This window comes from Gelidibacter salicanalis (assembly GCF_007997285.1).
GTDB lineage: Bacteria > Bacteroidota > Bacteroidia > Flavobacteriales > Flavobacteriaceae > Gelidibacter > Gelidibacter salicanalis.
The window spans coordinates 346,193-369,232 of the sequence record NZ_VORX01000001.1 but is presented as its reverse complement, the minus strand read 5'-3'; the positions used below and the strand labels follow the sequence as shown (position 1 = coordinate 369,232).

23 protein-coding genes and 1 pseudogene are annotated in these 23,040 nt (G+C 37.6%); 14 read left to right on the top strand and 10 right to left on the bottom strand.

Annotated elements, in window-relative coordinates; translation table 11 throughout:
• Positions 1 to 111: 111 nt before the first annotated feature.
• Together ES711_RS01590 and hemN are read right to left on the bottom strand one after the other, a co-directional pair.
• Entirely contained in the window at positions 112 to 942 is an 831-nt protein-coding gene (locus tag ES711_RS01590; protein ID WP_146888981.1) for a universal stress protein, read from the bottom strand.
• A gap of 77 nt (positions 943 to 1,019) precedes the next feature.
• Positions 1,020 to 2,384, bottom strand: coding sequence for an oxygen-independent coproporphyrinogen III oxidase (hemN, locus tag ES711_RS01585; RefSeq protein ID WP_146888978.1), 1,365 nt, complete (start codon positions 2,382 to 2,384; stop codon positions 1,020 to 1,022).
• A gap of 206 nt (positions 2,385 to 2,590) precedes the next feature.
• Here hemN and ES711_RS01580 point away from each other — a divergent pair, with 206 nt between their 5' ends.
• The 5 genes from ES711_RS01580 (at position 2,591) to ES711_RS01560 (ending at position 7,202) form a co-directional block, all read left to right on the top strand.
• Complete coding sequence (locus tag ES711_RS01580) at positions 2,591 to 3,172, top strand: superoxide dismutase family protein (RefSeq protein ID WP_146888976.1); 582 nt, start codon at positions 2,591 to 2,593, stop codon at positions 3,170 to 3,172.
• Between the two features lie 98 nt (positions 3,173 to 3,270).
• A complete protein-coding gene (locus ES711_RS01575) occupies positions 3,271 to 3,801 on the top strand; it encodes an RNA polymerase sigma factor (RefSeq protein ID WP_146888974.1) in 531 nt (176 codons plus the stop codon).
• A gap of 1 nt (position 3,802) precedes the next feature.
• The gene (locus ES711_RS01570) at positions 3,803 to 4,624 is read left to right on the top strand and encodes an anti-sigma factor (RefSeq protein WP_146888971.1); all 822 of its coding nucleotides are present in this window, start codon (positions 3,803 to 3,805) and stop codon (positions 4,622 to 4,624) included.
• Positions 4,625 to 4,895: 271 nt separating this feature from the next.
• Positions 4,896 to 5,510, top strand: a complete 615-nt coding sequence (locus ES711_RS01565; RefSeq protein ID WP_146888968.1) for a hypothetical protein — start codon at positions 4,896 to 4,898, stop codon at positions 5,508 to 5,510.
• A 228-nt stretch (positions 5,511 to 5,738) separates the two neighbouring features.
• Entirely contained in the window at positions 5,739 to 7,202 is a 1,464-nt protein-coding gene (locus ES711_RS01560) for a potassium/proton antiporter (RefSeq protein ID WP_146888965.1), read from the top strand.
• A gap of 373 nt (positions 7,203 to 7,575) precedes the next feature.
• On the opposite strand, the pseudogene ES711_RS01555 reads toward ES711_RS01560, so the two are convergent.
• From ES711_RS01555 to ES711_RS01540, 4 genes and pseudogenes are all read right to left on the bottom strand, one after another.
• A pseudogene (locus ES711_RS01555) lies at positions 7,576 to 7,813 on the bottom strand (TonB-dependent receptor); the annotation flags it as partial.
• An 86-nt stretch (positions 7,814 to 7,899) separates the two neighbouring features.
• Complete coding sequence (locus ES711_RS01550; RefSeq protein ID WP_146888960.1) at positions 7,900 to 9,189, bottom strand: tetratricopeptide repeat protein; 1,290 nt, start codon at positions 9,187 to 9,189, stop codon at positions 7,900 to 7,902.
• Between the two features lie 85 nt (positions 9,190 to 9,274).
• Positions 9,275 to 9,823 (bottom strand): DUF4331 family protein, encoded by a 549-nt coding sequence (locus ES711_RS01545; protein WP_146888957.1) that lies wholly within the window; start codon positions 9,821 to 9,823, stop codon positions 9,275 to 9,277.
• A gap of 18 nt (positions 9,824 to 9,841) precedes the next feature.
• A complete protein-coding gene (locus ES711_RS01540; RefSeq protein WP_146888954.1) occupies positions 9,842 to 10,492 on the bottom strand; it encodes a DUF4331 family protein in 651 nt (216 codons plus the stop codon).
• 146 nt (positions 10,493 to 10,638) lie between these two features.
• On the opposite strand from ES711_RS01540, the gene ES711_RS01535 reads away from it, so the two are divergent.
• Positions 10,639 to 11,811 (top strand): LETM1-related biofilm-associated protein, encoded by a 1,173-nt coding sequence (locus ES711_RS01535; protein WP_146888951.1) that lies wholly within the window; start codon positions 10,639 to 10,641, stop codon positions 11,809 to 11,811.
• Between the two features lie 14 nt (positions 11,812 to 11,825).
• Here ES711_RS01535 and ES711_RS16220 read toward each other — a convergent pair whose 3' ends face one another.
• Entirely contained in the window at positions 11,826 to 11,966 is a 141-nt protein-coding gene (locus ES711_RS16220; RefSeq protein ID WP_170245219.1) for a hypothetical protein, read from the bottom strand.
• 210 nt (positions 11,967 to 12,176) lie between these two features.
• Between ES711_RS16220 and ES711_RS01530 the strand changes: the two genes are divergently transcribed.
• From ES711_RS01530 to ES711_RS01505, 6 genes are all read left to right on the top strand, one after another.
• Positions 12,177 to 12,881 carry an alpha/beta fold hydrolase gene (locus ES711_RS01530; protein ID WP_146888949.1) on the top strand — a complete coding sequence of 235 codons (705 nt, stop codon included), beginning with the start codon at positions 12,177 to 12,179 and terminating at the stop codon, positions 12,879 to 12,881.
• A gap of 34 nt (positions 12,882 to 12,915) precedes the next feature.
• Positions 12,916 to 13,878 carry an ATP-grasp domain-containing protein gene (locus tag ES711_RS01525; RefSeq protein WP_146888946.1) on the top strand — a complete coding sequence of 321 codons (963 nt, stop codon included), beginning with the start codon at positions 12,916 to 12,918 and terminating at the stop codon, positions 13,876 to 13,878.
• Positions 13,879 to 13,952: 74 nt separating this feature from the next.
• Positions 13,953 to 15,047, top strand: a complete 1,095-nt coding sequence (locus ES711_RS01520) for a carboxylate-amine ligase (protein ID WP_146888943.1) — start codon at positions 13,953 to 13,955, stop codon at positions 15,045 to 15,047.
• A 10-nt stretch (positions 15,048 to 15,057) separates the two neighbouring features.
• On the top strand, positions 15,058 to 15,876 hold the full coding sequence (locus ES711_RS01515) for a type 1 glutamine amidotransferase (RefSeq protein WP_146888940.1): 819 nt from the start codon (positions 15,058 to 15,060) through the stop codon (positions 15,874 to 15,876).
• A 4-nt stretch (positions 15,877 to 15,880) separates the two neighbouring features.
• Complete coding sequence (locus ES711_RS01510) at positions 15,881 to 17,080, top strand: hypothetical protein (RefSeq protein ID WP_146888937.1); 1,200 nt, start codon at positions 15,881 to 15,883, stop codon at positions 17,078 to 17,080.
• A 411-nt stretch (positions 17,081 to 17,491) separates the two neighbouring features.
• Entirely contained in the window at positions 17,492 to 17,671 is a 180-nt protein-coding gene (locus ES711_RS01505) for a hypothetical protein (protein WP_146888934.1), read from the top strand.
• Between the two features lie 276 nt (positions 17,672 to 17,947).
• On the opposite strand, the gene ES711_RS01500 is transcribed toward ES711_RS01505, so the two are convergent.
• From ES711_RS01500 to ES711_RS01490, 3 genes are all read right to left on the bottom strand, one after another.
• Complete coding sequence (locus ES711_RS01500) at positions 17,948 to 19,150, bottom strand: ATP-grasp domain-containing protein (protein ID WP_146888931.1); 1,203 nt, start codon at positions 19,148 to 19,150, stop codon at positions 17,948 to 17,950.
• A 115-nt stretch (positions 19,151 to 19,265) separates the two neighbouring features.
• Positions 19,266 to 20,678, bottom strand: a complete 1,413-nt coding sequence (locus ES711_RS01495; RefSeq protein WP_146888928.1) for a leucyl aminopeptidase family protein — start codon at positions 20,676 to 20,678, stop codon at positions 19,266 to 19,268.
• Between the two features lie 9 nt (positions 20,679 to 20,687).
• Positions 20,688 to 21,449, bottom strand: a complete 762-nt coding sequence (locus ES711_RS01490; RefSeq protein ID WP_146888925.1) for an alpha/beta hydrolase — start codon at positions 21,447 to 21,449, stop codon at positions 20,688 to 20,690.
• A gap of 262 nt (positions 21,450 to 21,711) precedes the next feature.
• On the opposite strand from ES711_RS01490, the gene ES711_RS01485 reads away from it, so the two are divergent.
• Complete coding sequence (locus ES711_RS01485; RefSeq protein WP_146888922.1) at positions 21,712 to 22,272, top strand: TetR/AcrR family transcriptional regulator; 561 nt, start codon at positions 21,712 to 21,714, stop codon at positions 22,270 to 22,272.
• A gap of 154 nt (positions 22,273 to 22,426) precedes the next feature.
• Complete coding sequence (locus tag ES711_RS01480) at positions 22,427 to 22,990, top strand: carboxymuconolactone decarboxylase family protein (RefSeq protein WP_146888919.1); 564 nt, start codon at positions 22,427 to 22,429, stop codon at positions 22,988 to 22,990.
• The last annotated feature ends 50 nt before the right edge of the window (positions 22,991 to 23,040 follow it).

The window sequence follows — 23,040 nt, the reverse complement described above, 5'->3', positions numbered from 1 at the left end:
AAAATATGACGCTCGTCATATAGGATGAATTTATCCGACATAAGGTTAGATTCAAAAGAAGCTGAACTTTCGTCCAGCTTCCATAGGTTCCTATTGTCAATGGTGCAGTTTTCAAATTTTAAAAGTCATTACAGGCAGGTTAGCATGGTTGACTAAATCTTCAGAAATACTACCTTCAAAAAAGTGGGCTAAGCCTTTTCTCCCGTGCGTTGGCAACATGATCAGATCTGCTCCTGCTAGGTTAGAGAAATTTACAATTCCCTTTTCAATGGAATAGTCTGAAACGTAATTAACCGTATTGAGTTGATCCAAATGCCCATCAGCTTTCTTCAAGAAATTGGCTACCTGCTGTTCCATTTCAGCGGTGCTTTTAAAATTTTCTCCCGGAACATTCACATACAACAATTGCAATTTGGATGTTTCGGGCAACATTTTGGATGCTTTAATATAAGGCCCCACGGCTTCTTCCGAAAAATTTGAAGCAAAGATCGCCGTATCAAAGTTTAAATTATTTGGTTTTTGTTTGATGACCAGTACGGGAATTTTTGAGTGTCGTACCACTTTTTCCGTATTTGAGCCTACAAAAACTTCTGTAAAACCACTCACCCCATGTGAGCCCATTACAATAAGGTCAGCATGATGTTGCTCAGCTACCTCGCTCACTTCACTAAACACTTTAGATTGTTTAACGATAGGCGTAATTTTAATACCTTCTAAGTATGCTTTGTTCAAAAATTCTTTAAATTTTTGCTCAGCCAGTTTAAGGAAAAATAACACCTTTGGTTTTTGACCTGCGTCAGAACTGGCAAAAAGACCGTCTGACATTTCGAGCATGTGCAAAGCCAGGATTTCTGCATTATGTTTTTTTGCCAAAATAGCTGCAGCCTCAAGAGCATACTCTGAATATTTTGAAAAATCGATGGGGACAATTATTTTTTTCATAATGGTGATTATTTAACTTTTATTTCTAAAAAGAAGTGATATTAAATTTGAAAGGTATAAGACTTTCACTTGGCAAATTACACCGTCATTGAAAATATTCGTGTTTGCGGTTGTTTCCGCTTTAAGAGCAGATCGAAGGCCATACAAATATTTCTTACAAATGGCTTGCCTTTTCCTGTGACTATCAAGCTCTTTTCAGTGCGTATCAATAAACCATCTTGTTCCATTTCCTCCAAGCCAAGCAACACCTCTGGCAGTTCTTCAAAAAATAATCCATTACTGTCCCAAGCCGTTTCAAACTGACACATTAAATTTAGAATGTGCCGTCTGATGATCAAATCTTCGGTATTTAAAATATGACCCTTAACCACTGGAATAATCCCTTCATTAATTAAACTGTAATATTCCTCAATACTTTTTACATTTTGCGCAAACCCATACCAACTATCACTGATAGACGATACGCCCAACCCGATCATAACTTTAGTTTTAGAAGCCGTATAGCCCATAAAATTGCGATGCAGGGTGTTGTTGGTCATGGATTGGTACAGGGAGTCTGATGCCAACGCAAAGTGATCCATCCCAATTTCATGATAACCAGCTTCTGCCAGCAACACTTTACCCAATTCATACTGTTGACGTTTTGCAGTTCCAGAAGGCAAATTACTTTCGTCAAATCCCCGCTGGCCATTCCCCTTAATCCAAGGCACATGGGCGTAGCTATAAAAGGCAATTCGGTCAGGCTTCAAAGATTTAGTTTTAGCTATCGTTTCTTTAACATGAGCCTCGGTTTGAAAGGGCAATCCAAATATTATATCGTGGCTTACCGAGGTGTATCCAATGGCTCTTGCCTGTTCCGTAACCCGTTTTACGTTTTCAAAAGGTTGTATTCTGTGTATGGCTTTTTGTACAATTTCATTATAATCCTGCACTCCATAGCTCACCCGTCTAAACCCAAGATCATAAAATGTTTGTAAATGCTCTTTAGTGGTATTATTGGGATGCCCTTCAAAACTAAACTCATAATCTTCAGCCAAAGTTGTGCGGTTTAAGAGACTACTGATCAGTAAATTTAAATTCTCAGGTGAAAAGAAAGTTGGTGTCCCTCCGCCCAAGTGCAATTCTTTAAGTTTGGGTTTGGTTGGCAACACATCACAATATAAATCCCACTCCTTTATCAACGCGTTAATATATGGTGTTTCCACACTGTGTTGCTTGGTAATGCGTTTATGACACCCGCAAAAAGTGCATAAACTTTCGCAAAATGGCAAGTGTAAATACAGGCTTACCCCTTCTTCATCATTGCTTTCTTCGAAAGCCTTGACCAGCGACTCCCGCCACTTTTTCATTGAAAATGTATCCACATCCCAATACGGAACTGTAGGATAACTTGTGTATCTCGGACCTGCAACATTGTACTTATCAACTAAAGACCTCATCATGAATTTTCTTAAATTTGATTCAAAATTATTTTAAATCAGCTATAAAAAATATGATATAAGTCATATCTCACAAATGCATTTTGGTAATTTTATCAATTGATTTTCTAATATCATTTTTTTATCGGCCAATCATTTTTTCAAAAGATGATTGTATAAGCCCTAAAATAACAGTAACTTTAATCATTAACTTTAAAAAACTATAACCCATGAAACGATTATCACTCATATTCATCGCTGTTTTTGCCTTGACCATGACCACATCTTGTAAAAAAGACAAGAAGGACACTCCTGCAGAAGTAACCAAAGAAATGCCTAAGGAAACTAAGACGAACGAGGTTAAAAAACTAAAAATCGCTTTAGAGTCTAAAAGTGGCAGTACCGTAAAAGGAAACGCCGTATTTACCCAAGAGAATGGTGTAGTCACTATGGTTGCAGTTATGGATGGATTGAAAGAAGGCGAACACGCAATTCATTTACACGAAAACGCCGATTGTTCTGCTGACGACGGAAGCTCTGCTGGTGGTCACTGGAACCCGACCAATCAGCCTCACGGTAAATGGGGAAGTTCAGATGGATACCACAAAGGTGATATTGGAAACTTTAAAGCCGATGCCAACGGTAACGGAACAATAACCGTAACTACTGATGAATGGTGTATTGATTGCGGTGATGCCAACAAAAATATTGTAGGCAAATCAATCATTGTCCATGAAGGTGTTGATGATTTTAAAACACAGCCAACGGGTAATGCTGGTGGTCGTGTTAGTTGTGGTGGCATCATTCAATAATTTTGCTCGTTACACTGTTAACATATTAAAAAGTCACTACCTACAGTGGCTTTTTTTCTTCTTTAAAGTCCACATATTCATACCTCCAAAATAACCTTATGCAATTAGAATCATTAGTTTCAAAATTCAAGCTCAAAGATGTCAGGGCATTTGAAGAGCTTTACAATATGTACAGAGACAGCATGCATGGCGTTATCTATAATATTGTGAGAGATCATAATATTGCTGAAGAACTCATGCAGGATGTATTTATCAAAGCCTGGAACAATGCCGATAGTTATTCCGCGGAAAAAGGACGCTTCTTTACCTGGATTTTGAACATTGCCAGAAACACGGCCATCGACAAAACCAGATCTAAAGCATTTAAGAATTCCAAAAAAAACCTGGATGCTGAATATTTCGTAGATATTCTACAACATGGAGATAGTTTGGATGAACAAACTGACGCCATCGGAATTAAAAAGTTTGTGAGCCAACTGGCCAAAAAATGCATTGAAGTTATTGAGTTACTTTACTTTAAAGGATATACCCAAAAAGAAGCCTCGGAAACACTAGATATGCCCATTGGTACTATTAAAACTAGGAACAGAAATTGCATTAAGGAACTAAGAACTATTGTACTTGAATAATATGGACATAACTGCTTACATAGAATCTGGAATTTTGGAGCTTTACGTTGCTGGTGCCCTCAATGAAAAGGAAAACAAGGAGGTCTACTTATTAATGCGTCAACATCCGGAAATTCAAAAGGAAGTTGAACAAATTGAGGCTGCAATCACCAAATTAACTGCTGCGGCAGCTCCAAAAACAGGCCGTGGCTCTTTTAACACCATCAAAACAAAAGTTCAAAATCAGGCGTCAACAATTAGCTCAGAGCCAAAAGTTGTGTCAATGGGCAAATCTAAATACGATTGGATAACTTATACGGGTTGGGCCGCTGCATTTATAATTGGAGCAGGTTTGCTTTGGACATTGAATCAGAACAAAGATTTGGAATCTACTTTAACCACAGCCGAGATTGAAAACGCTTATTTGGAGGAACAAATTGCCAATTCAAAAACAGATCTTGCCGCATCTAAAAACTTGTTAAATATTTTACGAGATAAGGATATAATTTCGGTACCCTTGGGTGGTCAAGGTGAATTTGCCGACACCTACGCCAAAGTATATTGGAATAAAAATGATAACAGTATTTATTTAGATGCTCAGGGCTTGCCGGAAGCTCCTGCTGGTAAAGTGTACCAAGTATGGTCTTTAAAATTAAATCCGTTAACGCCTACAAGTTTAGGCACTATTGACGATTTTAATACAGACGATAACAAAATATTCGCCATTGCCAATTCTAACGAGAGTGAAGCCTTTGGGATTACTTTAGAACCTGAAGGTGGTAGTGAAACACCTACAATGGAGCAATTGTATACCTTGGGAGTTGTGGTAGCGGCAGCACCGTAAATTAGAATTAATTTATATCTAAAAGCACCAGCATTTGTTGGTGCTTTTTTTATGAATGTAATTCGCCATCGCTAATTAGCCTAATAATGATAAGGTTTATCTTGATTATAAGTTTAATTTGAGCTAAAAAAATGGCAGAGAGAAAAGTAATCCTCTAAAATTTCGAAAGCGTATTTATGAATTTCAGAAGATAAAATAAAATGGCAATAATTTATCCTCTAATGTTTAATCCGTATTTTTATCAAAGATGACTTCATAATAACCAACACTCATGATGAAATTCCTATGCATTGCAGCATTTCTATTATTAGTAAATTTAAGTCATGGACAACAATATGCCTTCACTAAATTAGTCCATAATATTCTGTTTTCAAAATATACACCCACCAGTGACCATACTGTTTTTTATAATTCTGAAGATTTTAGTTATACAATGATTGCATATCAAGAAAACGATTCGCTGAAATCAGACATTCACGATTATAAAAAAAATCAAATACACTATTTTCGTTTGAACAAAGCCGATTCATTAGTCTATTTAAAAACCGAATCTTTTAAGGATAGGACTAACAGATATCGCTACATGTTTTCAGATATTAAACTAAGAAATAAAAAAAAGACTTTAAAACTAACACTAATAGATGATCATAACAAAAAAGTTGCTACATACCAATTAATCGTTGAAGATTCGGATGTCAATAATTTCCCCTATTTTCAAAATAGCAGTATTATGGAACAATACCAGAATTTAAAAATTGAAACTCCATTTAACTTTACAGTTTTGGTGGCTAAAAAATACATTCCGGGTGAATTATCTATAAGCTATCTATTAAAATCTATGGAAAATATTAATCTAAAAATGAAGGTGCCTTCTTTGGACAAATAAGGTCTCACACACTATAATTTTTCTTAAAAAAAAAAACAATACCCATTCCTTAGCATATCCTTAATAAGGTATTCTTAAAAACTAACATCCCGAATCAGCCTACCATTTAATTTTAATTCTGACCCAAAAAAAAGACAAATGAATTAGGTTCGTCAAGGAATCGATGGTTTTAAATTCTAAAATAAAAAAAAGTATCTTCGCTTAAATCGAAAACAAAAAGGTAAACGCATGCAATTAACCATTGAAAACATTCTATTAGTTGGTTCGTTATTACTTTTTATCAGTGTAGTAGTTGGAAAAACATCCTATAAATTCGGAGTTCCAACCTTAATATTGTTCTTAGCCATTGGCATGTTGGCGGGATCTGATGGCATAGCGGGCATCCGTTTTGATAACCCAAAAAACGCACAGCTTATCGGGATTATCTCACTCAATTTCATCTTATTTTCTGGGGGATTGGACACCAATTGGAGTTCGATAAAACCCGTTTTGAAAGAAGGAATTATGCTCTCAACTTTCGGGGTTTTGCTCACTGCAGTGTCCTTAGGCACATTTGTGTATTATGTGACCGATTTTACGATTTACGAAAGCATGTTATTGGGTTCTATAGTATCATCTACAGATGCTGCCGCGGTATTTTCAATTTTACGCTCTAAAAATCTCGCCTTAAAAACTAACCTCAGACCAACTCTCGAATTGGAAAGCGGTAGTAATGACCCTATGGCGTATGTCTTGACAATTGCGTTTTTAACCTTAGTTATCAATCAAGACCAAGGTTTGGTTTCCATAATCCCAATGTTTATTAAGCAAATGGTAGTAGGTGCCGCTGCAGGGTTTGGCTTTGGTGTGGCCAGTAAATTTATAATCAATAGAATCAGGCTCGATTTTGAAGGTCTCTACCCCGTATTGGTCATCGCCCTTATGTTCATGACCTTTTCAGCCACGGATTTTGTGGGCGGAAACGGGTTTCTTGCCATCTATATTTGTGCTGTATATCTGGGCAATCAGGATATCATTCATAAAGCCACCATTTTAAAAATGTTTGATGGATTGGCTTGGTTGATGCAAATAGTACTTTTCCTTACCTTAGGCTTGTTGGTCTTTCCTTCGCAAATTGTGCCTTATATCGGCATCGGAATGTTAATTTCATTGTTTTTGATCTTCGTAGCGAGACCCATTGGTGTGATGATCAGTTTAGTGTTTTTTAAAATGAAAATGCGACGCCGCTTTTATATTTCCTGGGTAGGATTACGAGGCGCCGTACCAATTGTATTTGCCACCTATCCCCTATTGGCGGGTATTGAAAAGGCGAATATGATCTTTAGTATCGTGTTCTTTATCTCGGTAACATCCATTTTAATTCAAGGAACCACCTTATCTGTTTTAGCCAAATGGCTCAATGTAGGACTCCCTGAAAAATCGAAGATTATTAATGAAGTTGACCAACTGCTTTTAGAATTACCAAAATCGTCCTTACAAGAATTCACGATTTCCCCAGATTTTTTCGCGGTCAACAAACGTATTGTCGATTTAAACTTTCCAAGATCGGCGTTTATCATCATGATAAAACGCGACAATCAATTTATCCGGCCGGGAGGTTCCACAGAAATAATGGCTAACGACATCTTAATGGTCCTTGCTGATGATCAGCAAGAGTATATCAAAGTACACGAATCGTTGAAATATAAGTAGTTGTTATAACATGGCAATTGAAGCTTTCAACAAAACTTGATTATTAATATCTATTTATATGAGTAAAAAAAGAACTTTAGGCCTCCTGTTTTGGATCGCTGGCCTAGTCATTTATTTCTTAGTTGATCATAGCATAGCCAAGCTTTTGTCAAGCATATTGGTGGCGATTAGTATTTTTCTTTTATTGACAAAATCAAAAAAAACTAAGGATATTAATTAGGAAAGCACCTAACCCTATCTCTACGGCCAAGTGCTTTCCACTAACAAAAACTCTAAAAACTACCACAACTCACGTGGTCTCTTCGCAAAATGAACGACATTCATTTTGCAAGTCTTAATGAATGTAACCTCATCAGACTTAAAATCGTACTATTTAAAATGTATAGGCAATAGTGCCTTTAATAAAAAATGGTGTGCCAGGTGTAAAATGAATTTCTTCTACTGACTGTGCTTCATTTTGTAGTCTTGATTCCGTGGCAAACTGGGTTTCATTCCAAGCTACATCAAATAGGTTTTCAATTGCAAATCCTATTGTGATCGTATCAAACTTGTAATTGGCATTCATATCAGTGAAAAAATAACCTTCCGCCACTTATAGAATTATCTTCATTTTATCTGTTGTGCTTGAGTTATCGCTATGCCACCCAACACTACAAATGATGTCGCTAAATATGATATTTTCATAAGTGGCTTCCAGTTAAAGTCGGCTTACTTTTTCTGCCATTATCGGTCCCAATTCATATGCGCTTGCCATGAGATCTGGCTTGAGTTCCTTTACTTTTTCTAAATTACCCGAAGCCTTTAATATTTCAGCACTATGATATAACGCCTTAGGTTCTGAAGTATGTCCTAATACATTGTTCTTAGTCAATTGTAATGCTTCTAGCAATTGTCCGTTTTTAAAATAAGACCAAGCCAATAAATCATAAGAATGCGGTGTTGGACGGTTTTCTACTTCCATTTTTGCAATAGCAATCGCTTCTCTTAAATTTCGGTTCTCTTGCGTGTACAACTGCACATTGTACTGGTTGTACATAGCACCATAAGCTTCATTTTCAACTGCTTTATAATAGTGTTCCAATTGCTCATTTTTAGCATTCATATCGCCTTTAAACTCATAAATCTGCGATTTTAACAAGTAATAATCAGGAGCTTGATAATCTTTCATTACTGAATTTAAAATGCGCAAAGCTTCATCGGGATTTTTCTCATGGGAATACACAATCCATGCAATTCCCTTTTTAGCATAGGCATCATTTGGATCAAGTTCTAAAGCTTTTAAAAAATGCTGATAGGAATCTTCAATTCTACCGGCATGCCCGTAAAAATCGGCCAAATTGGTATAAGACCATTGTTTGATAGCATCCCTATTAGAGGTTTCTGCAATGGCCTTAGCTTTCTCCATATATTTTATAGCAGCGTCCAAATTACCTTGATGATCACTCCATTTAGAGAGTCTGATCAAATAATCAAAATCGGACATGTTTTTAAAACCTTCGAGATACGTTTTTGCCATTTTATAATTACCCAATTCTAAATGCACATCAAACAACATTTTTTGAGTGTCCTTAAGATGATCGCCATTCATTTCTGCTTTGTACAATAATTGCAAAGCCTCCTTAAATTTATGCTGGGAAATATAGTTGGCAGCCAAACTTTTCAACGGACCAGAAGCTTCGTAATTTCTCACTTCATTTAGTTTAACAAGATTGCTTTCTGCCGATTTTAAATAATCGATATTGCCGGTTGCTGCAAACATCGCAGCGTTAGAATTTGAAATTTTACTTAAATAACTGTGTTGGTTGGGTGCTTTTTCTAATTTAGTATTCCAAAAATCATAATTCTTTTGGGCATTGCTCCAAGTTTCATTTTCAGTTCTGTCCAAATAATGATCGTAGTCTGAAATGTTTGTAATGTTTTCGGGAGATGTAGAGCAACTGCTAACAATCACCAAAAAACAAAGTGCTAAAATATGTTTAGGGTTCATGGGGTCGTTTTTAAGTTTTATTGTTTTGCGTCGTTTAAATTATTCCCTGAAATAAGGTGAGACAGTACTTCAGGGAATGGTATTCTTACATATGCGGTGCCGCCAAATAAGGGAATGTGTTTGAGAATGGTTTATCATTCGCATCAACATTATCACTTGACAAAGTACTATTATCAGTGCCCATTGGACCACCAAAGATCAGTAGTAATTCTACATCGATAACATCATCTGTCAACATACGTCCTGTAAGTACGTTAGTGCCATCAAAAAATGTAGTCTTTCCGTCTAATGTAACCGTTAAGACATCGGTTGCTAGAGCTCCAGTAAAAGTTGCAGCGTCCATACCTAATGCATTTGTTGTGTACCCAGGGTTTAGAGCTAACAATTTATTTTGAAAAGCAGCTTGGTAACCTGCCGCCTGCTTGGAGGGCACAGTGACATTAAATGCATCTTTGTTTCCCATTGACACAAACACTGTGCTGATAGCTGGTCGTGCCATTTGATCTTCTTGTACATAAGTGCCAGCAAATTCTGGAACTTTAGGTCCGTTGGAGTCGTCATCATTACTGCAGTTAAAGGCAGTAAGTGATGCTAATGCTGCGATTGCAGTTATTTTTATAGTATTGAATTTCATAATTAAGTTTTTTAGAGTTTATTGTTTTCTTTTTGTTTCTACCCATGAATTGATTTTGCCTGAACCACCAATCATTGATTTTGGCACTTCTACAACAACTGATAGGACATTTGTTCCTGCATACGAATCTGTACCTGGATTTTCAAATCCTGTTGCAGTACCCGCTATAATAGCTTTGTATTGATCAACATCAAAGAAGAAAGGATCATCACGTGGACCGGCAAAAAAGCTCATTCCTGCATTAGTAGCAATTATGGCGTTAGCTCCTGGAGCTGTAATAGCAACATTAGAAGCCATTCCTGTACTTCTTACAGTACTGCTTAAACCTGTTTGCGCAGGAGCAATTGGTCCAAAGAAATACATCTTGCCATCTTTAGGAATGGCTTGGATGACCAAATCTTCAATGGCATCGCCATTGGTATCGATGTTGATTTCCAACATTGTATTCTCATCAAATTTTGCGGATTGAGTGTCCGTCGGCGATAAAAGAGCTTGAACATTTGTCACAAATACAATGTTGTTAGTGTTTTGCCCCTGAAAGGCATAAAAGTCAGTGATGTCATTTGATCCACCAGTAACTGCTGGCGCATCCATGTGATCTGCCGCAATTGCAAAGAAGCCAGTTACCGCAATAACCGCTACTCCTAATAAAATTTTTGATTTTTTCATAAAAATGAGATTTTTGTTAATTATTAATGTCTCTGTGCATAACTACGGAAAAACAAAAAGCATGGTTTTGTTAAAATTTCGTTAACTTAAAAAACGGCGGAATTTTATTTTTAAAAGTATCTTTGCAGTCTAATTGATTAACGACTATGAATCCCTCTGCCTCTGGCTGGATCAAAAAATTACTAAAAGAAGTTTCTGGAGATGAAACCTTTCTAAACAACACTCTTGAACACTTTTATCAAGAACTTAAGCAGTGTGGATTTATTTATGGCAGTAATGTGGATGTGGTTAGCAATGCTATTCCCAAAAAAGACTTAACCGACGAAGAGTTGTGTAAAGTCAATTTAATACTGGCATTTTTCTATTTTTATAAGCGAAACCCTTCCGAAGAAAAATTTATTGATACGGTTATTAGTTTTTATAGTACCATCACGGTCAGTAAAACCTCCATTTTTCAATTGCTTTTAATTAAGAATAAATCTGCGGCGCTTTTGGAAGACCTTATTGAAAAACGCGTCCATATTGATGACAATGTGTTTACCAAGAATTTTAATTATTTCATCACCAATGCCCTTTTGTTTGTAGATGTGTTGGCCTATCAGAAATTTTTGGACACCAATACCGTCTCGGATAGGTATTTACAAAACATTGAAACATCTATTGAGACTATTGTCATAGAAGTTTTTGAATCGAAACTGCAAAAAACCAAGTATGATGACAGTTTAACCAAACTTTTTAAACTATCCAGACGCTACCATTCTAATGGCCCTTTAGATTATGGTGAAGCTATTCATACGTTACAAACCTCTTTAGAAAAACGGTACATCATTGATATTGCCTGTATGGCTTCTTGGACGGATAATGTGATTGATAAAAGTGAAAACCTTTTTTTAGCCCAATTTTGCGAGCATCTAGATCTGGAATTAGCGGTCTTGACACAATCTATAGTTGATATTGACTTGTTTTATAGCTCAAATAAAAGTAAGATTGCGGCCTTAGGCTCTAAAAATTTTGTGAAGAGTTTTTATGATAACTCGAGCAAGATGGTCATGAAGCTCATCAGCAGAAACAGCAAACGCTTATTACAAGAACTCAAAGAAAGTAAAGAATTGATGGTGCTATTAACAAAATCTACTAAAAGAGATTTGACGCCCGCGGAGCACAAAAAAGTTCAGGAACAATTAATGGACATTTTTAAGTCCATACCAAGTTTGGCCATCTTTATGTTGCCTGGCGGGGCGCTGTTACTACCTTTATTTGTCAAGTTCATTCCAAAATTGCTTCCTTCCGCGTTTGACGAAAACAGGATTGATGAGTAACTATTCCAGCTTATTTAAAACTTTTTTAACTGCTCTCTGGCCAAGATAAACTCCTCATCATTATAGGTGCTTAATTTTTTTTGAAGTTGCGAGTTCTCGCTACCAACCAGCAAGAAACCTTGTTGTAGCGCTGATAACATCCTAACTTTTATCATTACAAATGAGATAAACACCACTGCTATTCCAACTTTAATCCGTTTTCTACAAAAATTTAAGAATCTCACCGTATTATATGGCAATTTATAATTAAAAAAAGTATATTGTTGTATCTGTTGCAATTTACAATAACACAAGTTCAACCTATGCCTGACCTACGTTCACACATAGTTTTATCAAAACGCCTTACACTCTAAAGCACCTAACAATTGAAAGAACAACACCACACATGGTACTCCCCAACCCTTAGTAAGGATATAGAAATGCTCGTTTTTGGACACGCCGGGTATCCTGTCATATTATTTCCAACCACCATGGGGAAACACAATGAATGTAAAGACATGAAGCTTGTAGAATCTGTCCGATGGTTTGTAGAGCAAGGTAAAGTCCAAATTTATTGCCCTGATGGGATTAACGAACTGAGTTGGTACAATAAAAAAATTCATCCATCCCAACGGGCAAAAAATCATGAATGGTACGATCAGTTTATTATGAATGAAATCGTTAACCCTATTTGTCAGGACAAAGGACTGTCCAAGGTTGCTGTAGCTGGACCGAGTTTTGGGGGTTATCAAGCCTCAAACTTTGCGTTTAAGCATCCTGAAAAAGTAAGCCATATGTTTAGTATGAGTGGCGCTTTTGATATTAAATCGTTTGTAGACGGGCATTATGATAACAACGTGTTTTTCAATAATCCCATCGATTTCTTACCTGGAAATAACCATCCCGATTTATGGAAGATGAAGATCATCCTTGGCGTTGGCGAGTGGGATATTTGTTTGGAAGCGAACCAAAAAATGGCCCAAATACTTCGCGATAAAAATATTCCCTTTTGGTATGATGTCCGAAAATGGGCAAAACACGATTGGCCCCTATGGCGCGATATGTTCCCGGAATACCTTTCAAAACTTTAAACTAATTAAGATACACCACCAAAAATTTATACATATGAAAAAAATTGGCATCCTATTCGGAAAAGAAAACACCTTTCCACAGGCATTTATAGATCGCGTTAATGAGAAGAAAGTGAAAAACGTTATGGCGGAAGCTGTTTCTATCGACATGGTAGAACAGGCAAAACCTACGGATTATGCGGTAATTATTGACAGAATATCTCAGGACGTTCCGTTTTATCGCGCTTATTTAAAGAACGCGGCCATTTCAGGGACCGCAGTCATCAACAATCCGTTTTGGTGGAGTGCAGACGAAAAATTCTTCAATAATGCCTTGGCAGAAAAAGTGGGTGTTCCGGTACCAAAAACATTCATTCTACCGTCTTCACACCGTCCGCCTGATACAGATGAAAACTCTTTTAGAAATATGAAATTCCCTTTTGCTTGGGAACATATGTTCGATACCATTGGCTTTCCTGCCTATATGAAACCTCATGATGGTGGCGGCTGGAAAAGTGTATACCGGGTTGAAAATTCGCAAGATTTGTGGAAAAAACACGGCGAAACCGAAAACCTGGTGATGATGTTGCAGGAAGAAATCAATTTCACCGAGTATTTCAGATGTTACGTGTTAGACACGGACAATGTGCATATTATGCAGTATGAACCCCGAAATCCGCACCATTTACGCTATGTCATTGACGGGCCACCGATAAAACAAGAGCTATTAGATTTGATTAAAAAATACTGTATCCGACTTAATAAAGCCTTAGGCTACGATTTTAACACGATAGAATTTGCCGTAAGAGACGGCATCCCTTATGCCATCGATTTCTGTAATCCAGCACCTGATGCCGATGTCAATTCCGTAGGTCAGGACAATTTTGATTGGATTGTGGAAAACGCAGCCAACATGGCTATTGCGAAGGCCAAGAAATTTAAGAAAGATAAAATGAATCTCACCTGGGGCACTTTTGTAAAAGATCAAATTACTGGTAAAAAAACCACATATAAATAACTTTTGCTTGATCGTTTGAAAGATCTGTAAACAAAAGAAAGTGTCGTAATCGTAATCAAAACCAACTGTATCTTATGAAATTCACATTAGGCATTGAAGAAGAATACCAAGTCATCTGTCCGAAAACACGAGAATTGATATCGCATGATCAGCAAATTGTATCAGAAGCGGCCAAACTTTTAAATGAGCAAGTAAAAGCTGAGATGCACCAGGCTGTTGTGGAGGTAGGTACGAATATCTGTAAGGACATTAGCGAAGCACGAACGGAGCTAACCCATTTACGAAAATCCATATCAGACATTGCCGGCACCTTAGGATTTAAAATTGCCGCGGCTGGCACCCATCCATTTACCAAATGGGAAACACAATTGATGACGCCAAATCCTCGGTACGACGAGATTGTTAATGAACTTCAAGATACTGCCCGCTCCAATTTAATTTTCGGACTGCATGTGCATATTGGTATTGAAGACAAACAGTTGGCCTTGCATTTAACCAATGCCATGCGTTATTTTTTACCCCATTTATATGCATTGTCTACCAATTCGCCTTTTTGGGAAGGCCGGAATACAGGGTTTAAATCATTTCGTTCAAAGATATTTGACAAATTTCCACGAACCGGAATTCCTGGCGTTTTTCAAACCGTGGCGGAATACGAGCATTACATTGACATCCTGATCAAAACAAAGTGTATTGACAACCCGAAAAAAATTTGGTGGGACATTCGTATCCACCCCGTTTTTCCAACGGTGGAAGTACGGATTTGTGACGTACCGATGACCATTGAGGAAACTCTGAGCATCGCGGCCCTAATTCAAGCTTTGGTTGCTAAACTTTATAAATTAAGGACTCAAAATCTTAATTTTATGCTCTACCATCGCGCCTTAATAAATGAGAATAAATGGCGTGCCAGCAGATACGGACTTGAAGGCAAGATGATTGATTTTGGAAAGGAAATTGAAGTGCCTACCAAAGAATTAATGCTCGAATTACTTGATTTTGTTGATGATGTGGTAGATGAACTCGGATCGCGTAAGGAAATAGAACATATTAAGACTATGTTAGTTAACGGAACTGGAGCTGATCGGCAAATTGCCGTTTATGAAGACACCAAGGATTTGACCAAGGTGGTCGATTATATTATTGCACAGACCGTTTTAGGAACTTAGAACATTATACATGCCTAAAGACAAGCTAAAAGTAGCCATTCTCGATATGAACAACAACCAACCCAACCAAGGCTTGCGTTGTATTGCAGATATTGTGAGAGGCTTTGAAGATGACGTTGATTATACCATATTTAATGTGAGAGGTGCTGATGAATTACCAGACAGCTCTTACGATATTTATATTTCGAGCGGCGGACCGGACAGTCCGCTTGAGGATGGACCTTGGCGCATTCCCTATCTGAATTTGGTTCAAGAATTGTGGGATTTCAATAAAAGGTCCTCAGATCAAAAGAAATACATGTTCTTCATTTGCTACTCCTTTCAAGTGGTATGCGATTATTTTCAATTAGGAGAAATGCGACCAAGACGCAGTACTTCTTTTGGGGTTTTACCCATTCACAAAACTAAAGCAGGGTTAAAAGACTCACTTTTAGAAGGTTTGGACGATCCGTTTTATGCTGTAGATTCTCGGGATTGGCAATTGGTACAACCCCGACTGAAAGTCTTTAAAGAACAAGGCGCATCCATTTTAAGTTTAGAAAAGCTTCGCAGCCACGTCAGTTATGAGCGCGCCATTATGGCGGTACGTTTTTCTAAGGAATTTGTAGGTACACAATTTCATCCGGAAGCTGATCCTATCGGGATGCGTGCCCATTTTCTTGCCGATGCCAATAAACACAAAGTCATCGCCAATTTTGGCGAAGAAAAATATGATGACATGATGGATAAAATGGACGATCCGGATAAGATCATTAGAACTCATAAAATCATTCTACCAAATTATATAGCAAGCGCTATTAAGCACTTGTCACCAGAACTAATTGCATAACTTTATGATCGCCAAATTACGCCAAGCATTCAATGCCCAATATACTGTGGAAAAATACGCTGGCATGCTGGCTGATATCCATACGCAATTCAATTATACGCCTAAATTTAAAATTGCCGAAACGCCGGTTTTTATTCCAAAAGCATTAAAACAGCAATTGGTCGAAGCTTGCGAGGACATCATGAAAGTGATTAATCAGCCTGATTTTAAAGACCTCACAGATGGTGCTTTTTTCAATGAACGGATGAGAGTTCCTAATGAAGATGCACAGGCAAAGTTTTTGCAGTTGGATTTTGGCGTGTGTTTAGATGAAAAAGGACAACTCACCCCAAAACTGATCGAATTGCAGGGGTTTCCGTCCCTTTATTTTTTTCAGGAATTGATGGGCAGAATGTATCGCAAACATTATGAAGGCATCCCTGCTGATTTTTCACAGCACCTTAACGGAATAACTTCTGAGGAATATCTTGAATTGTTACGCACCGAGATTGTTGGAGACACCGCTCCCAAACAAGTGATTCTTTTAGAAATTGAGCCTGAAAAACAGGCTACAGCTATCGACTTTTATGCCACGGAAGCGTTGTTGGGGATTAAAGTGTTGTGCATTTCCAAATTGATTAAAAGAGGCAAGCAGTTATTTTATGTGGACGGTAATGGCGAAGAAATACGAGTCTTAAAGATTTATAACCGCATCATTTTTGATGAGTTGGACCAACGGCCAGATTTAGATCGGGAATTTGATTTCAAGGACGCCGTGGATATAGAGTGGATTGGACACCCGAATTGGTTTTTCAGAATTAGCAAATACACAATGCCCCTTTTAACAGGCGATTATGTTCCAAAATCCTATTACTTGGACCAACTCGAATACATCCCGACAGATTTAGAAAATTATGTTTTAAAACCGCTTTACTCTTTTGCGGGTGCTGGCGTTGAAATACATGTAGACCAAGCGAAGATTGACGCTGTTAAAGATAAATCGAATTACCTATTACAAGAAAAAGTAGCTTATGCGCCAATCATCCAAACCATGGACGAACCGGCAAAGTGTGAGATCCGAATGATGTTACTCCATAACAGCAAAACGAATCAAACTCAAATTGTCAGTAATTTGATGCGACTGAGTAAAGGCGAAATGGTGGGTGTAAAATACAACAAGGATAAAACTTGGGTTGGTGGCAGCACAGGCTTTTTTGAGCCTTGAGATGGTTGGAACGCTGTTGATTGAACGCTGAGGACGCTGATTGTTTATGATTTTCAATGAATTACAAATAGAAATCTGCGAAAATTAGCTAAATCAGCGTTCTATGGGATTACCAAGTTAATTCCCTTATTAAGTAGACCAAATCAATAATTTTGTATCATTGTTGTCCGATAAAGAATCAAGACCGCTGCGCTGTTAGAATAAAGAATTAAGACTTGTTTGCAACTAACTGACAAACAACGATCATTTAAATTAAAATAGCACATTCCCTCTCGGTAGAAACAGTTTCTAAAATGCAAGGTCTCATTTCGGAAATCTTCTAATGTCCCTTGCTTTAAATGAGTTTGTTAATTTATTATTTATTTTTATCGGACACTAATGATTCTGTATATTAGATTTCAGTCTTGTGCGATGATTACAAAGACTAAATTAAAAGAACAAATCGAAAGTTTATCTGATGAATTTACTATTGATGAACTCATTGAGCGATTAATTCTAATTGAAAAAATAGAGAGCGGGTACCAACAGTCTGAAAGTGGGAATTATGTTTCTGAATCTGATTTAACTACTGAACTAGAAAAATGGTTCTAATAAATTGGACTCATCAATCTGTTGCAGACTTAAGAGCTATTTTTGATTACATTTCAAAAGATTCTAAAAACTACGCTAAACTTCAAGTTATAAGAATCAAGAAACGCACGAAGATTCTACATTCTCAGATTTATTCTGGACAAGCCGTTCCTGAAATAAACAAACAACATTACTTTGAACGTTGATGACGCTGATCAAACAGATTTTCGCAGATTTCTATTTAAAAATCAGTGAAAATCATCAATGATCGGCGTTATCAGAGTTCTATATTCTGAATCACAAACTCTTATCCGGTGCCGGAATACTCGCATGGAAATCTGTCGCAATACGTTTGGTATAACTATCCAACAATTCCATCACTCGATCAGCACTCTCAGAAACTACAATCATCCCGATGTGCCATTTTTTATGCATTCGCCAGGCAATTTCAGGGTCATTAAAACTGGACATATCTGGATTCTCAAATTTACTTAAGGACACCACAATCCCCGCATACTGATTTTTGACCTTAGGTAAGGTATACACTTCATGTCTTAAGGTTGCACTTTCAATACGCGCCCATTCTCCCCAAAGGTTAATGCCCGATGCCAACTCTACCATTTCCGCTAAATTGGCCCCACCTACTCGTGAAGATGTTTCCAGAAAAAACAACTCGCCTGTGTCTTTAGATTCGATAAACTCAGTATGCGAAGCACCAAATTGCATTCCGAAAGCGGTCATGACCTCAGCATTCATTTTGGTCAATGCCTTTTCTATTTTTGTGCCAATTTTACAAGTGGCAGATCTGAACACCCCGCCGCCATGGGCCACTTCGAAAGGCGTATCTAAATATTTGCTCACTCTGGAAAATATGACTTTTCCGTCAAGCGTCAAACTGTCTACATGGTACACATCGCCTGGGGCAAACTTTTCAATTAAATAATTGTCCCGTTCGTCTTGAAGCGCGTTGACTATTTGCCAAAGTTCTTCGCGATTGTTGATCTTCTTAATACCGGTTGCAGAAGCTTCCAAACGCGGTTTTAAGAACCAGGGCGGACTCACATTATCCGCATAAGCATTAATGTCGACGTCATTAAAAAGCGCTGTAAACTTGGGCACATTAACACCTTCCTCCTGCGCTTTCATACGCATGGCCAATTTATCTCTAAAATAGTGTGAGGTGGTTCTCCCCATACCAGGCATTCTGAAGTGTTCTCGTAAAAGCGCTACTTTTTCGACATCAAAATCATCTAAGGCCACAAAACGATCGAATTTTATTGTTCTGAATTTATAAGCAATGCCTTTGGTGACATCATTCTGATTCCAATTTTCCACGTAAAACACATCATCTATGGCTTCCCAAGGCCACACCTCGTGTTCCAATTTCTTTTTGGTCAATAAATACACATTATTGCCTTCAGCTTTACAGCTTTTTATAAAATCGGCGCCTTTATGATACGTGGTAACACATAGAAAATTGAGTGGTCGTTTTGTAGACATATTTTGGTGGGATTTTTAATGATAAAGGATTTCAAATAAGCTTCCCTACTCAAAATCATTCACTGAAGCAACGGTTGCCTCAGCTTAATTCACACACAAAATACAAAATAAACCCTTAGTTCTCAGAAATAGATTTGATATAATCTACCATTAATTGTACACCATAGCCACTTGCACATTTCATTTTAGCATACTTAGAGTCGCCAAACGATACACCCGCAATATCCAAATGCATCCATGCTGGATGCTCTTCTGTAAATGCTTCTAAAAACTTGGCTGCGGTGGTTGCACCGGCAATCGGTTTCCCGCTAAAGTTTCTGAGGTCCGCAATATCACTATCCAAATCACTATCAAAATCGGCAAATAAAGGTAAAGGCCAAACCCGTTCATTAATTTCGAAACCTATTTTTGAAAGATTCTGAGCCATCTCGGTATTGTTAGTAAACATCCCCGCAGCCGAATAGCCCAGAGTTTGTACCACACTTCCGGTCAACGTGGCAAGATCAATGACTTGATTGGGGTGAAATTCCTTGATAATATAATTCAAACCATCTGCTAAGACTAGGCGGCCTTCAGCATCCGTATCAATAATTTCAATGGTTTTTCCAGAATAACTGTTAATGACATCCCCTGGACGGTAACTATTACTATCTACCGCATTTTCTGCAGAAGCTACCACCCCAATAACATTGACGTTAAGTTTCAGTTTTGCCACCAACTCTACAACGCCTAGCACTACAGCAGCGCCACCCATATCGCTTTTCATATAATGAAGATTGGTTGAAGGCTTAATTGACAAACCACCCGTATCAAAGGTGATGCCTTTACCTACCAAACCGATATCTACGGGCGCACCTTCTTTGGGCATATATTGAGTTACAATAACCACTGGCGGATTCACACTGCCTTGCCCTACAGCCATAACGGCGTGAAAACCTTGTGCTTCAAGTTCCTTTTTGTGCAACACTGTGCACGTATAATTAGCATCATGCGCAGAGGCTTGAGCCCACTGCCCTAAAAACTCAGGAGTTTTTTGATTGGCCGGTGCATCTACTAAAGTTTTAATTCTGTTAATGGTTGCGCCAATCGCTTGAGATTCTTCGAGAAGAGCGGTCACGTCTTGGGAATTGACAATTTCAAAGGTAATTGGGCCTTCCTGTTCTTTTTTAGATTTGAAAGTGCCTATGTTATAAGCCGACATTTCTAATCCAATCACCACTTTGCGAAGTTCAGCATCAGAAAAACCTTCTGTGATAATTTGAACGGGTTCTTTCCAATATTTTTTATAATCGAAACTAAGTTTTCTATAAGCGTCATCAATTTTAACGGCATCCCTCTCCTCACCTAGTCCTAGCAAATACACTCTATTGCCTTCTGCACCATATAGCATTTGAACGGTTGAAAATTCGCCATCAAAATCTGGAGTTTTAATAGTGGTATACTGACTAAGATGGTCTAACTGCCCTTTACGACAAGGCACTATGACATCTTGATGGATATTGAGTTGGGTAATGTGTTTAAAAATCATAATATCGAATTAAAAGTAAAGCCATTTGACAGCTTTTGGAAACTCATGTTTCCAATAAATTTCGGCATGCTTTCCTATTTCATTGACTGAAAAATGGAACTCTATCGCATGATTCTCTACCATTTTTTCTCTAAAAATGGCTTCCAATTTCTGAGCGTTTGGCAAATGTTCTGCACTTTCATTACCTCCAGAATACAAATAAATTTTAGACTTTTGTAAAGGCTGAAAAGACTCCGTTTGATTGAAAATTGTTTTCGCAATCCACAGACTTGGCGAAAAGATCATCATTTTACCAAAAACACCCGGATTTGACAATCCCGCATGTAGGCTGATCAGCCCTCCCAACGAACTACCACCAATGCCCGTATTTTGAAAATCAGGCAGCGTCCTATAATTACTGTTAATGTAAGGAATTAATTTTTCAATGATAAACTGAATGTAGAAATTGCCTTTCCCTTCACCATATCTCGGATGGTAATACGGCAAATACTCACTGATACGCTCGTCTTCTCCATGGTCTATAGCAATAACAATAATATCACTCATGCCCTGCTCAGCCAGTTTTGCCAACGACTGATCTATAGCCCAATCGCCAAAAGGAGACATGGGGTTAAACAAATTTTGCCCATCCTGCAAGTACAGCACAGGGAAATGTTTATCCGTTTCATAGTAATTGTAAGGCAACAACGCAGATATTTTTCTGGTAGCCTGCAAATGTGGGATTTCATAAGCCTCTTCAAGAACCTTAATAATAGGTTTAAAATCCGTCATTGAATGTCATAATTATTTACGCGCGAAATTACTGTTTTATGGTTTTATAAACTTGAAATTTATGATTTAATATTTAGTAAAACCATACTTCATGAGCGCTATAACAGTTAACTAATCAATACTACTAGCGGTCCTAGCCATTGATCAAACAAACTCTAATCCCCCCTAAGAGACATAGGAACGATAGGAAAACAGTAAAACTTTGTTTATTCTTTTTTTGTTTCTAACCAATCGTTTAGTTTTGTGCTAGAATCAAAAACCAATGGCACGAAAAAAAGAATATTTAGAAGATGAAGTCATCGAAAAAGCAATGCATCTTTTTTGGCGCTATGGTTACGAAAACACTTCCATGCAAATGCTAGAGAAGGAAATGGGCATTAATAAATTCTCCATTTACTCCAGTTTTGGCAGTAAACATGGTGTTTTTCTCGAAAGTATAAAGGCCTACAAAACCAAGGTGAACGCCATATTTGAAAAATTTAATTCGGCGAACAAGGGTGTTGCGGACATTAAACAGTTTTTCTATGATTCTGTTAGTATAGGTAAAGAAGGCACGCTCAAAGGATGTTTAATAACCAATACCTATTATGAATTTTCAGAGCGCGAAGATGCTTTAATCAATGAACAAATGACTCTGTTTATGGAGCATCTGAAAACTTCATTCATCGAAAAACTAAAAATGGATGCCACCAAAGATGAGACCACTATTTTAAAACAAGCCAATTTCTTACTCTTGGCAAAACACGGTTTAGCAGCGGCCACACGTGTGAATTCTGAGCAGGAGATAGAAGGTTTTATAGAAATGACTTTTAAAAATATTTAACGCTTTTTGAAAGCGCTATATTAAGGATAGTTTACGCACACATAATGCATCTATACTTATCCTTAACAACAAAGCGGTGAATTTTAAAGATGTTCACCCGCAACAAACAACGCAACTAGAGTTGGGTTGCCACTAATTATTAAATTTAAAAATTATGACAAGTTTAAAAATTCACACTATCGAGACTGCACCAGAAGATAGCAAACCATTTTTAGAATACTCACAAAAAGCAAATGGCATGATACCTGGGTTGCACGGTGTATTGGCAGGCTCTCCAGGTCTTCTAGAAGCCTACCAAACGATACATAAGTTATTTACAGAATCATCTTTTGATAATGACGAATTGACCGTGGTGTGGCAAACCATAAACGTCGAACATGCCTGTCATTACTGTGTTCCTGCACATACCGGAATTGCCAAAATGATGAAAGTTGACGAGGCCATTACTGAAGCGCTCCGCAACCAAACCCCATTAGAAAACTCGAAATTAGAAGCGTTACGTACCATGACCTTAAATCTTGTCCGTAATCGCGGACAGGTGAATGCTGCAGAATTAGAGACTTTTTATGCCGCAGGTTATGAAGAAAGACAAGTATTGGATATCATTTTAGGAATTTCTCAAAAAGTGATCAGCAATTACACTAATCATATTGCCAACACCCCTGTAGATGCGCCTTTTGAAAAATTTGCCTGGTCTAAAGAGTATCAAAAGGTCTAAGATTACCAATCAAAACAATAAACCTTCCGTAGTATTTACAGAAGTTATAA